Origin of the sequence: Corynebacterium provencense, assembly GCA_900049755.1 — a bacterium.
Taxonomy (GTDB): Bacteria; Actinomycetota; Actinomycetes; order Mycobacteriales; family Mycobacteriaceae; genus Corynebacterium; species Corynebacterium neomassiliense.
Window position 1 is genome coordinate 379,466 of record LT160592.1, and the last position, 11,865, is coordinate 391,330.

The window sequence follows — 11,865 nt, forward strand, 5'->3', positions numbered from 1 at the left end:
TCCGGTGGCTGTCTCTGTGCCGGTGCCGGTGCTGCTGTCGGCCGGATCACCGGTGACCGTCCGGTCGGTGGCCGCTACCCCACGTTCTCCTCCACCCAGTCACGTAGTCCCTTCAGCGGGACCGACGCCCCGTACCCCAGGTCGGTGAGTTCGTAGTCGACGCGGGCGGGGACCTCGGCGTAGACGGTCCGGGTGAGCAGGTCCTGCTCCTCCAGACGTTTGAGCGTCTGGGACAGGACCTTGGGACTCACCCCCTCCAGCTTCCGCTTCAGTTCACCGAAGCGCAGCGGCCCCTCCTCCAGCGCCCCGAGAATCAGGGCGCTCCACTTGTTCGCCAGCAGGTCGAGCATCTCACGGCAGGGGCACATCGCCGCGTAGACGTTGTTACGGTCGCAGGACGATCCGGAATGTGCGTTCATACTGTGATGATACCTTTCGGTAACCAGGTACCCTTGCGGGTAACCGGGGGAGGACGGGAACCATGGACGCCATGGGTACTCCAGACATCACGCCGACTGCCGTGCCGACCACGACCACCGCCGTCGGCTATCTCACCAACCTGCCCGTCACCGATCCGGACTGCCTCATCGAGCGCGAGATCCCGGTCCCCTCCCCCGGCCCTCACGACCTGCTCGTCGACGTCGAGGCTGTCTCGGTCAACCCGGTGGACGTCAAGCAGCGTGCCGGCGCGCCGGTGGACCCGAGGGCCGGGTTCAGTGTCCTCGGGTATGACGCCGCGGGCACGGTCGTCGCCGTCGGTGACGAGGTCACGCTCTTCACCCCCGGGGACGCAGTCTTCTACGCCGGCCAGATCGACCGGCCGGGCACGGACCAGCGACTGCACCTGGTGGACGAGCGCATCGTCGGACACCGACCCGCCAGCGTGTCCGCGGCGGAGGCGGCGTCCCTCCCGCTGACGATGATCACCGCGTGGGAGGTGCTCTTCGACCGGCTGCGGCTCACCGCGGACAGCGCCGGCACACTGCTGGTGGTCGGGGCGACCGGTGGCGTGGGCTCTGCGGTACTGCAGCTCGCCGAGGCACTTCTGCCGCATGTCAGGACAATCGCGACGGCGTCCGGGGCGGAGCGGAACCGGTGGGTGCGCGATCTCGGCGCCGAGTATGTCGTCGACCATCACCTCGGTGAGGACGCCTTCGCCGACGCCGTCCTCGCTGCCGCTCCCCGTGGCGTGGACCGGTTGTTCACCGCACATTCCGAGGGGCAGATCCCGCTGTACGCGAGGATCATGCGTCCCTTCGGTGACATCGTCGCCATCGATGACGGTCCGCGTGACGTGGAGCCACTGAAGGGCCGGTCCGTCGCCTGGCACTGGGAGCTCATGTTCACCCGGTCCCTGGAGCAGACCCCGGACATGGCCGGCCAGCACGAGCTGTTGGAGAAGGTCGCCGAACTGGTGGACGCCGCGAAGATACGTCCCACTGTCACCGACCACCTCTCCCCGATCAACGCGGGGACGCTGCGGGAGGCGCACCGCCTGGTCGAGAGCAACCACACGCTCGGGAAAGTCGTGGTCAGCGGGTGGGAGCAGTCACCGCTCCCCGTCCGGACGTCGGCGAACAGCCGAGCATGACCCCATGCCTGACGGTGTCGCGCGGACACCTGCAGTGCCAGGGCGACCGGGCACGCCGGGACAGCGGGCAGCACCGGACCGACCCGGGCCGACCCGGGCTGACCCCCTGCGTGATGCAGAGCCGGTGGAGGTGGTGGAGGGCCTGGCGGAGGTCTCGGTGCGGACAGTGGCCGTCACACTCCGGACTCCGGCCGCCATCCTTCCAGGACGGTGTCCAGCAACCCGGGGAACCTGGCGTCCAGGTCTCCCCTGCGGAGGCTGATGAGGCATTTCCTTCCCTCTCCCCTGGTCCAGGTCAGCCCTGACTCCCGCAGGAGACGGGTGTGATGGGTGAGGGTGGATTTGGGCAGTCCGGGTCCCAGTTCACGGCTGTCGACCTCACCACCGTTGTCCGCCAGACGGTGGATCATGCCGAGGCGGAGGGGGTCGCTGAGCGCGAAGAGTACCCGCGGAAGGGTGATGTCCGCGGCGTCCGGGTGCTCGTAACTGCGTGCTGGGGACACGGCCTCTCCTGTCATCCCGGTTCCCCGGGTTCCTGCGCTACCGACCCGATGCTACCTTGCCGGTGCAGTGTCCCGGCCCCGAGTGTCCCGGCCTCGAGTGTCCCGGCCCCGTCCCCTGCGCAGGTCGACGGCGACAGCTCCGGCGAAGACCACGGCGAGGAGCGCGGGGAGCACAGCCCAGGCCGCGAGGTCACCTGCCCCGGTTCCCGAGGAGAGCAGCACGCTGCCGAGGGCGGAACCCGTCGCGGAGCCGAGATACATGGCAGCCATCTGAAAGGCCACGACCTGCATCGCGCTCTCCGGCCTGTCGACGGTGAGCGCCTGCTGCAGTGTCGGTACACCGGCCCAGCCCGCCGCACCCCACACCACCGCAGCACCCACCCACACCACCGGGGACGCCACGAGCCACAACAGCAGGAAGCCGGCGGCCAGCAGTGCCGGAAGCAGGACGAGCAGCAGTCGCGGACCTGACCGGTCGAGCAGTCTGCCCACCAGGGCCGACCCTGCCACTCCACCGATGCCCCAGGCCCAGACGAGAGTGAAACCCAGGCCACCGAGCCCTGCGGAGTCCGCCATCGGCAGCAGGTAGGTGTACAGGCCCAGACTGGACACTCCCAGCATGAAGGCCGCCACGGTACCGGCGCGCACCCGCGCGGTCCGCAGCACACGGAAGGCCGGGCCTGCCGTGGCTCCTGCGTCGCGGGGCAGTGACCGGCGTCGGGCCAGCAGAGATGCCATGGCGAGTACTCCGACGGCCACGACGAGTCCCATGGTCCACCGCCATCCGAAGTTCTGTCCTATGAGCATGCCGGCCGGCACTCCGGCGACGGTGCCCAGGGACAGCCCGAAAGTCACCGCGGCCATCGCCCGGCCACGTTGATCCCGTGCCACCATCGCACCGGCGGTGGCGGTGGCCACCGCCGTGACGATGCCCGCCCCCGCCCCGGTTGCCGCACGCGCCAGCAGGAACACGACAGGTCCCGGTGCAACGGCGGTGACGAGGTTGCCGAGATTGAACACCCCGAGTGCGACAAGCAGGGCCCGGGACACCCCGCCTCCGGAGAGTCTCTCCGACAGCAGTGGCCCTGCCAGCGCGTAGGCGGCGGTGAAGGCGGTGACCCCGAGGCCGACCACGGATGCTGTGGTGCTGAGGGATTCTGCGATCTCCGGCAGTACCCCGGCCAGGACGTAGGCGTCGATACCGAGTGCGGCGGTGGCTGCGACCAGCGGCCAGATTCCGGCGATCATGCAGTCCTCCTCCGTCGGGTGGTGGTTGTCCCCGGGCAGAGGGGGCGGGTGGCGTCGTTCACCGGATCTCCAATCGTTCGACTTTTGTGGCACAGTTGAGCGAGTGCAGTATCTCAGACCGTTCGACAAAAGTCGAACAATTTGAGGGGCTCCCCCGGCCCCACGCCACCCCTACCCGGGAAGCCCCACCTTCGGCTTCGCCCACGACCTCCCCGAGGCGTCCTTCAGGATGTCGTACTCGGCGTCGATGTGCGGCTCAATGGCACTGTACTTGTCGACCGGAGCACCGATGACCAGCTGAAAACCCAGTCCACGCCAGGCACCGATCGCCCGGCGCGTGAAATGGGCGTCCGCCTTGATCAGGGCCTCGTCGAGGAACACCGGCGCATAACGGGGCCGAGGCGCGTCGGCGTCCCCCAGCTGGTAACGCAGTGCCGCGCCCACGATGAAGGCGATGAGCTCCTGCGACTCACCACCGGACTTCTCCCCGATGTGGTCGTAGAGCGCCACGTGCTCCCCGGTCACGGCGTCAGTCTTCTCGGCACTGACCCGGACATGGTTGCGCACGTCGACCAGGTCGGCGAAGTCAGGGGAGGAACGCCGGATCCGGTTGATCAGCCGCGCCACACGGGGATAGACCTGCTCCCTGTCACCGTCGGTCCGGGCGTCCCCGACCAGTCCACGGACCTCCCGCAGCTCCCTGCGGAAACGACGCCTGACCTCGGAACGGTTCTCCCGCAGAGTGATCTGCAGACGGTGGTCGTCATCATAGAAAGGCAGGTCAGCCATGATGCGGTTGACCGGTTCGATCCGCTCCCGGATCTCACGGAGGGCCCGTCCCAGAGTCGAGTCCAGGTTGGTCAGGTCATTGCCCGACAACGTCAGCAGACTCTGCTTCCACTCCGCCTCGAGCGTGTGGAGGCCACTGGACTCCAGGTCATCCAGGAGCCGCTCGAAGTCCTTCAGCGAACTGTCCGGATCCGCCCGTAGCGACGGATTCGGCCAGTTGTCCAGGAAAGACTCCATCGTGCGCCGCAGCAGGGCCCGTTGCTCGGAGAGTGTCGCCCCGGCGGCGTCCCGGTCCTCCTCGAGGATCCGCGACGCCACCTCCGCCGCCGCATCGAAGCCCGCCAGCCGGGACTCCGGGTCCGACCCCGGACCTTCTGCTCCCTCCCCGGCATCCCGTCCGTCAGTCACACCGGGGACCACCGCCGCGAAGCGGTCACTCAGCCACCTGTCCTGCCCGGTGGTGAGGCCCCGACCCGTCCCCCGCACCCCGCGCACCACCGCCGGTTCATCAGATCCGTCCCCGGCGTCATCCGCAGCCGCCAGCTCCTCCTCCGCACGGTCGATCTCCCCGTTCACCCGGTCCCACCGGTCGAGCAGTCGACGGTACTCACCACGGGCACGGCCCGTCTCCTCCCGAAGCTCCGCCGTGCGGGACTTCAGTTCGGCGATCCTCTCCTGCAGCGCCGCGATCTCGGGACTCCCCCCGGCGATGCCCGTGACAATCCCCTGCCAACGGTCCACCTCCGCCTGCGCGGCGGCGACGTCGAGCTGCTCCCAGGTCAGGTCGACGACACGGCGGTAGGCGTCCACCCCTGCGTCAACAGCGTCCAACGCCTCCTCCGCCGTACGGACCCGGTCCGCGGCGTCCTCCAGTTCACCGCGCACCGCCGCGACCTGCTGCGCCAGTTCCCCGGCGCGGCCCTGACCCGAGAAGCCCAACACGTTTCGGCGCCCGTGGCCACCGTGGGCACCACCGCCGGACCGGGACAACTGACCGGTGACCGTCAGCGCGGCACCGTACTCACCGAGCCGGCCGGGGTCGTCCACGCACACGAAACCGAAACTGCGCTCGAGGCGGTCCTGCAGCCAACCGGTGAACCGGCCGCCACGGTAGTCCAGGCGCCCCGGCAGTGCCCCGGGATCACAGGTACGCGGTGTCATCCCCGGCCGCGCCCCCTCGAAACGCACCCGCACGCGCGTCCGGACACCGTTGACGGCGGTACGGAAACTGTCCAGCTGCGACCCGTCGATGAGCATCGTCGTGGCGAAACCGCCGAGCGCCAGGTTGAACGCCTCCCTCCAGGGCTCGAACTCCGCCTTCACCTCCACCAGCTCACCGACGAAAGGCAGGTCCGCGACATCGGCACCGGCCGCCTCGGCCAGAACGGCACGGGCCTCGTGCAGTTCCGCCGGAATACTGTCCGCACTCTGCAGGGCCGCCCGGTGTTCCGCCTCAAGATCACGGAGCCGGTCCGCCAGGGCCGTCGCCGATGCGCGGGCCTCCGCGTACTCCGCACGGGCGGCGGTCTTGTGCCCGGAATCCTCCAGGACCGACCTGGCACGGGCAACCAGCCGCGCGAACGACCCGGCATCGGTGACTCCGTCGAGAACACCGTCAGGGCCGGGGCCCGAGACCCGTTCCCTGGTGCGACGGACCTCGACGAGGCGACGTTGCGCCGCCAGGAGCTCCCGCTGCGCCGAATCGAGCCGGTCGCCTCCCGAACTGCGCAGAACCTCGACGAGACCGTCGCGTTCGGACTCCGCCGCATCCACCGACGCCTCGCCGGCGGCCGCGGCAGCCTCGGCCTCCACGACCCGGCTGCGCAGCGACTCCTCCGCCGAGTGCAGCAGTTCCAGTCGCCGACGCGACAACCACTGCGAAGCCGGTGAAGAGGGGTCCCGGAACCTGCCCACCGACTCGATGAGGCGGAGCCTCTCCGCGGCGTCCGCGATCTTCCTTCCCGCCTCCCTCACCGGTTCCAGCGCCCTGACCTGCCGGCGGGCGTTCACCATGCGCATACGCGTGCCCTCGAGCTCGTCGAAGTGCTCGACGACGGCGTCCGCGGTCGCCATCGTCTCCGGCTCCTCGAGAACCATCCGCTTGTAGAGCTCGTCGACGGTGGTGATCTGCTGACCGGCCTGGATCCGTGCCAGCAGGTTCATCGCCTTCGACCCGGCTCCTGCCGCCCCGATCCCCAGCACCGACTGCACGCGGGCGAGGAACTCACGGTCGGTGGCCGTCGTCTCCAGACCGGTGGCCCTCACCGCGTGGTCGCCGAACCGGTGTGAGGCGGCCTGCTCAAGATCCGCCAGGTCGAAAGGTCCCCGGGTCACCCCCCTGACCTTCACCGTGTCCTCGACAAGACGCGCGGACGCCGGGATGTACCAGGCCCGCACCGCCGTGAACCTCTCCCCTGCCCCGGATGCCGCCGCATTGTCGACCCAGGTCACCGCCACCGCTGTCCAGGTGTCGGCACCGTCGCCCCGGAGCACCCGGACCCGGGTGCCCTCACCGGTCCTGGACTCGTCGAGCTTGCCCCTCCCGTAGGACAGGATGTTGCGCTGGTCACCACCGCGGGGACGCCCGGTGACGCCACCGTTCGACGCCCCGTTGAACGGCGTGGTGTGGGGCATCATCAGTGCGATGTAGGCGTCCATCAGGGTCGACTTCCCCGAACCTGAGCCACCGCAGAGCAACGTCGCCGTGGAGGCGAACCGTATCCGGTGGGCCCCGTCGTATCCTCCCCAGTTGACCACCTGGAGGTCTTCGGCGAGCCACTGCTGGCCCCGGGACTCCGCCGGGATGAGGCCGAACAGGGTGTCGAGCATGGACGGTCCTGTCGTTGCGGTCATTGTGCGGCTCCGTTCCGGCTCTTCAGCCAGTCATCCAGTTCGCGCAGTTTCTCTGCGCTGAGCACGATCTCCACGAGCGGGCTGACGCGGTAGCGCCCCTCGGACTCCTCGTCGACGAGCCCCTCCTGGCGCAGGCGCTCCAGGGCCTTGCGCACCGACCGCTGACGGCGGGCGATGTCGCCGTCACCGTCGGTGAAGTACGTCAGAACGGTCTGTTCGACCTCCTCGACGTCGACACGCGCCGCGGTCTCGCCCGCGGTGGACTCGCGCTGCCAGACGGTGCGCAGGTACACCAGGACAAGAGTTTCAGTGCGCGTGTACGCCTCATCGCGGAGCAGGATGGGAACATCGGTGGCGACACAGTCGTCAGGACGCACCTGTTCCTTGTAGGCCACGCCCCGGTCCGTGTCCACCACCAACCGGACGAAGAGGTCGTGGAGCCGGGACTCGATGATCCCGCGGTTGTCGACGAGGACGCGCCAGTCCTCCCGGTGTCGCTCGGCGAGCAGGAACCGGCGCTGAAGGACGCGCACGAGGACGCGGCGGACCTCGGGGTCGAGGACGCCACGGTCGCCGGCGAAACACTCCTCCACGTACTCCTCGACGGGTACCTGCGGGACAAAGGGACCGCTGGGTTCACTCACTGGTGCTGGCCTTCCTGTTTCGGGTCCTGATTCCGGTCCTGATTTCGGTCCTGATTCCGGTCAGGGCTCTCCTGCTCTTCCGGGGACGTCGACCCGGTGACGCCACCGAAGGCGAAACGTCGGACCGTCCCGTCCGGGCGCCGCGCCTCGACGACGCTGACCTCGCCGGTCTCGACCATGCCGTTGCGGTGGGCGATCTCCAGCAGGCCGAGAAGATCGACGGGACGCCGGGCGTCCCCCGGCCACCCGGAGAACAGTGAAGCCAGGTCGAAATGCGTCTCACCGTCCCTGCCCAGCCCGGAGACGGTCTCCTCCAGCTCGTCGTACCGCGGCCCGCCCCACGCCCTGGCGTCCTCCGCCACCGAATCCGCGTCCAGGTCCGGGACATCCTCCGCGCTGCGCAGCGGGGCAGGACCTGCCGACGGACCCGGGTCACCGAGAGTCCGCCGAAGATTCCCCACCGCCGTGGCCGGGAAACGCCGCAGAGGATCGACGTGACCTCCGGCGGAGGGGTCATCCCGCATCCACGACTGGAGACCGGACATGACACTGCGCAGCAGATCGTCGACCTCCCTGTCACGCAGAGGGTCGTGGACACGGACCTGGGCGGTGATGACGTGCGACGCCTGACGCTGGGCGGCGAGCACCTCGGAGACACCCTGCTCCACACGGCCCGCCATAGCAGCGAGATCCCGACGCTGCTCCGGGCTCAGGGCACGGGCGAAAGGGGCGGAGAGCAGGGAATGCAGCTGGTCAGTGAGCAGGTCGATCTGCTCAGGGTCACCGATGAGTTTCAGCGCCCCGGCGAAGGCACGGCCCTCAGGCGTGCCCTCCATGACATGCTGCCCCCGGTGAAGGTAACCGCGCAGGACCTCCCCAGTGGGCCTGACATCCCTTCGCAGGTCGGTGACGACGTCACGCTGCATCGCCGTGATGGACTCGGCGACCCGGACGAAATCTGCGGGCAGTTCCCGTGCCTGGTGCAGGACATTCTCCACCTCCTCGAGGAGCTGTTCGTCGTCCACCGGGTCCCCGCCACCCTCGCGTAGAGCCTTGATCTCGGCGTCGATCTGGTCGCGCTGCCGTCGGAGGTTCCCGATGCGTTTCTGCGGGTCGGTCTCTGCGTCTGCCACCAGCCGTTCGACAGAGTCAAGCAGGGTCCGTACCCGGGAACGCGTCACCCGGGCCCTGCCCCCTCCTGCCCTGCCGGCGATCTCCAGGGCTCCGACCGCCTGGGCGGACAACCGGTACTCCTCGACGCCCTCAGAGGCGTCGGCTGCTGCCGCGATCCGGCCCGACTGTCCGGAACCCGGCGTCGTCAGCGTGTACGGCACTTCACGGCCACCTCCGGTGCCGTGGACCCCGCCTGCACCCGCAGGTGCGGCGGCCACCGTGCCGGATCCTGCGTGCCGGATCCGGGGGACGATCCACCCCACCCGGACCCAGTACCGGCAGATCTCACGGCCGTTCCCCGCCGGAACACCCTCGAAGCCGCTGTCACGGAGTTCGCGGGCGATGTCGCCGACCTCCACATGGGCGTCAGTGACCGTGACGGCGGGCCGGTCCGGGGTGAAGACAAGGGACAACGCGGTCACCACGAAAGGGGCGAACCTGCCGTGCAGCAGGTCAAGCGTGGGATTCCGGAAAGCTTCGGACGCCCTGAGGTAGGCGGCTGCTGCACGTGGGTTGGTCATCGACGTCTGAGGCTAGCACCCGCCCCGGACCCTCCCCGACCCCACCCAGACGCCTCCGGCCGACCTCTCCCCGACGCCCGGGAACCCGGCGACCACCTCCACGGGGCTGTGCCCGTTCAGGGCCGTACCGCCGGCGCAGCGACCCTCGTCCGTACTAGCCTGGGCCCATGTCAGTCTCTGATCTTTCACGGAGTACCCAGGACTATCTGAAGGTGATCTGGGGGCTGTCCGAGTGGTCGACCGACCCGGTGACTCCGACGCTCATCGCCAGAAAGACCGGACTCCGACTGTCGTCCGTCTCCGACGCCGTCCGCAGACTCACCGAGCAGGGGTTCCTCACCCACGACCCGTACGGCGCGGTCGAGCTCACCGACTGCGGTCGCACACATGCCCTGGAGATGGTTCGACGCCACCGCCTCATCGAGACTTTTCTCGTGGAGGTCCTCGACTGCACCTGGGACCAGGTCCACAACGAGGCAGAGAATCTCGAGCACGCGGTCTCCGACTTCCTTGTCGACAAGATCGACCGGTACCTGGGGTCCCCCACCCGCGACCCCCACGGGGACCCGATCCCGGACACCAGGGGAACCGTGGAGATTCCCCGTGCAGCCAGGTTGACCGGCGCAACCCCGGGCGAGACCCTCACCGTAGAGAGAATCTCCGACGAGGATCCCTCACTCCTGCAGTTTCTCGCGGAGAAGGGGATCACGGTCGGCACCGTTCTGCATGTCGGGGACACCGCACCCTTCTCCGACACGGTCGAGGTGCAGGTGGACGACCTGCCGGGCACCGTGTCGCTGGGCGGACAGGCGACAGACAGGATCTACGTCTCGCACGCCGACAGCTGAAGTGGTTCCGTTCCCGCACGTCTCACGGGACCGCACCAGCCCACCAATGTTCGTCAGTACGTAGTTGCTAAGTTCGTAGTGACGTATACTCTCTGGCAGTGCCGTGGCCGCACCACAAGGGACTGACAGACTCCGCTGCAGGGGTCGCCGGATCCGGATGCGGCCCTGAAACGCACCGACAAGAATTCATCCAGAGAGGAACGACCAATCATGGCCAAAAACATCTCCGTCATCGTCGGAAGCCTGCGGCGGGGTTCGTACGCCCGGAAGATCGCGGAGGAGGCGATCGGACTGTTCCCCGACAGCTTTGACGCCCACATCGTGGAAATCCGTGATCTGCCGCTCTACGACTTCGACTACGACGACCCCACTGTCACCGACAAGCCGACTCCCGCGGAGTACGTGGAGTTCCGGAACACGATCAAGTCCTCTGACGGCGTCCTGTTCGTGACACCGGAGAACAACCGTACGATCCCCGCCTGTCTCAAGAACGCCGTCGACATCGGCTCCAAGCCGAACAGCGACGTGGCCTGGAAGAAGCTCCCCGCAGGAATCATCAGCCACTCGGTGGGACGTATGGGCGGATACAGTTCCCAGAAGAACCTGCGGCTGGCCCTGTCCTACTTCGACATGCCGCTTCCCGGACAGCCCGAGGTGTTCCTCGGTCAGTCCCCGACCCTGTTCGACGAGTCCGGGAAGATCACCGTCGAGAAGACTGTCGCCTTCCTGCGCGACTACGTCGAGAGGTTCGCCCGTCTCGTCGAGGACAACCCGCGGTAGGAGAGCCGGGGCCGGGCCGGTCACCGACCGGAGGCGCCGCCAGCAGATGCGGCCGCCGCGGCAGGTTGACAGCGGCCGGATTGCCGCCGTGTGCTCTCCCGCTCTCCCGCGCGATCCTCTTCTCCAGCCTGTTCCTCTCTATTATCCACATGAATGTTAATATAAGAGACAGGCCGTGACATCTCCGTGTCCGACGGGGTGCCCTGCGGATACGGCCCGGGTGACGACTGAACAGGAGATTGCCCGTGACCCGACGACCGGACGCCACCACCGCCGACAGCATGCCCGGATTCTCCTCCCGCACAGTTGAAACGCCCGTCGGAAGACTGCTGCTCGCCGCCACGCCGGCAGGACTGGTCCGGGTCGCCTTCGAACTCGAGGACTTCGACACAGTCCTGCACACCCTGGAACACCACTTCGGCCCCCGGGTCCCATCCACACCAGGTGACATCACTGACGTCGCGGCCACCCGGCTCGACGAGTACTTCGTGGGATCCAGGCAGGTGTTCGACCTTCCCCTGGACTTCACCCTGTCCGCACCACGGTCAGGCAGGTCGGGTTCCTTCCGTCAGAAAGTCCAACGGAGTCTGCTGCAGATCCGCTACGGCATGACCCGCAGCTACCGGGAGACCGCTGAGGCGGCCGGAAGCCCGGGGGCGGTCCGCGCCGTGGGGACGGCGTGCGCCACCAATCCTCTGCCGGTCATCGTCCCGTGCCACCGAGTGGTGCGCAGTGACGGCGGCACCGGCGGCTACCGGGGAGGACAGGACGTGAAAAGCGCCCTGCTGGAACTCGAGAGTCACAGCTCAGCGCAGGTGCCGGGACATTCAGTCGTCTCCCCGGCGGGGAACCCCGCCGTGCGGGTCGTGCCGGAAGGTAACCTACTGTGAAGTAGATCCCAGCCCTGCACAGTCA

10 protein-coding genes are annotated in these 11,865 nt (G+C 68.3%); 4 read left to right on the forward strand and 6 right to left on the reverse strand.

Annotation, left to right across the window (positions count from 1 at the left end):
- Positions 1-74 precede the first annotated feature (74 nt).
- Positions 75-419, reverse strand: coding sequence for a winged helix-turn-helix transcriptional regulator (locus tag BN3906_RS01730; RefSeq protein WP_066583345.1), 345 nt, complete (start codon positions 417-419; stop codon positions 75-77).
- A 62-nt stretch (positions 420-481) separates the two neighbouring features.
- Here BN3906_RS01730 and BN3906_RS01735 point away from each other — a divergent pair, with 62 nt between their 5' ends.
- Positions 482-1,591: a zinc-binding alcohol dehydrogenase family protein gene (locus BN3906_RS01735; RefSeq protein ID WP_066583347.1), complete on the forward strand. Its 1,110-nt coding sequence runs from the start codon at positions 482-484 to the stop codon at positions 1,589-1,591.
- 173 nt (positions 1,592-1,764) lie between these two features.
- On the opposite strand, the gene BN3906_RS01740 is transcribed toward BN3906_RS01735, so the two are convergent.
- The 5 genes from BN3906_RS01740 to BN3906_RS01760 form a co-directional block, all read right to left on the reverse strand.
- On the reverse strand, positions 1,765-2,094 hold the full coding sequence (locus BN3906_RS01740; protein ID WP_066585793.1) for an ArsR/SmtB family transcription factor: 330 nt from the start codon (positions 2,092-2,094) through the stop codon (positions 1,765-1,767).
- Positions 2,095-2,145: 51 nt separating this feature from the next.
- Entirely contained in the window at positions 2,146-3,342 is a 1,197-nt protein-coding gene (locus BN3906_RS01745) for an MFS transporter (protein WP_066583349.1), read from the reverse strand.
- Between the two features lie 171 nt (positions 3,343-3,513).
- Entirely contained in the window at positions 3,514-6,984 is a 3,471-nt protein-coding gene (locus tag BN3906_RS01750) for an ATP-binding protein (protein WP_066583352.1), read from the reverse strand.
- Positions 6,981-7,628: a DUF4194 domain-containing protein gene (locus BN3906_RS01755; RefSeq protein ID WP_066583355.1), complete on the reverse strand. Its 648-nt coding sequence runs from the start codon at positions 7,626-7,628 to the stop codon at positions 6,981-6,983. Before BN3906_RS01755 ends, BN3906_RS01750 begins: the two co-directional genes overlap by 4 nt.
- Positions 7,625-9,322, reverse strand: a complete 1,698-nt coding sequence (locus BN3906_RS01760) for a DUF3375 domain-containing protein (RefSeq protein ID WP_066583358.1) — start codon at positions 9,320-9,322, stop codon at positions 7,625-7,627. The genes BN3906_RS01755 and BN3906_RS01760 overlap by 4 nt, the downstream gene beginning before the upstream one ends.
- Before the next feature lie 167 nt (positions 9,323-9,489).
- Between BN3906_RS01760 and BN3906_RS01765 the strand changes: the two genes are divergently transcribed.
- The 3 genes from BN3906_RS01765 to BN3906_RS01775 all read left to right on the forward strand — a co-directional run bounded on the left by BN3906_RS01765 (position 9,490) and on the right by BN3906_RS01775 (position 11,840).
- Entirely contained in the window at positions 9,490-10,170 is a 681-nt protein-coding gene (locus BN3906_RS01765; RefSeq protein ID WP_066583363.1) for a metal-dependent transcriptional regulator, read from the forward strand.
- A 210-nt stretch (positions 10,171-10,380) separates the two neighbouring features.
- The gene (locus BN3906_RS01770; protein WP_066583369.1) at positions 10,381-10,950 is read left to right on the forward strand and encodes an NADPH-dependent FMN reductase; all 570 of its coding nucleotides are present in this window, start codon (positions 10,381-10,383) and stop codon (positions 10,948-10,950) included.
- A 281-nt stretch (positions 10,951-11,231) separates the two neighbouring features.
- Positions 11,232-11,840, forward strand: coding sequence for a methylated-DNA--[protein]-cysteine S-methyltransferase (locus BN3906_RS01775; RefSeq protein ID WP_078057197.1), 609 nt, complete (start codon positions 11,232-11,234; stop codon positions 11,838-11,840).
- Positions 11,841-11,865: the final 25 nt, after the last annotated feature.

Coding starts and splice junctions, on each gene's coding strand:
- BN3906_RS01730 (WP_066583345.1), bottom strand. CDS start 419: ATGAACGCACATTCCGGATCGTCCTGCGACCGTAACAACGTCTACGCG.
- BN3906_RS01735 (WP_066583347.1), top strand. CDS start 482: ATGGACGCCATGGGTACTCCAGACATCACGCCGACTGCCGTGCCGACC.
- BN3906_RS01745 (WP_066583349.1), bottom strand. CDS start 3,342: ATGATCGCCGGAATCTGGCCGCTGGTCGCAGCCACCGCCGCACTCGGT.
- BN3906_RS01750 (WP_066583352.1), bottom strand. CDS start 6,984: ATGACCGCAACGACAGGACCGTCCATGCTCGACACCCTGTTCGGCCTC.
- BN3906_RS01760 (WP_066583358.1), bottom strand. CDS start 9,322: ATGACCAACCCACGTGCAGCAGCCGCCTACCTCAGGGCGTCCGAAGCT.
- BN3906_RS01765 (WP_066583363.1), top strand. CDS start 9,490: ATGTCAGTCTCTGATCTTTCACGGAGTACCCAGGACTATCTGAAGGTG.
- BN3906_RS01770 (WP_066583369.1), top strand. CDS start 10,381: ATGGCCAAAAACATCTCCGTCATCGTCGGAAGCCTGCGGCGGGGTTCG.
- BN3906_RS01775 (WP_078057197.1), top strand. CDS start 11,232: ATGCCCGGATTCTCCTCCCGCACAGTTGAAACGCCCGTCGGAAGACTG.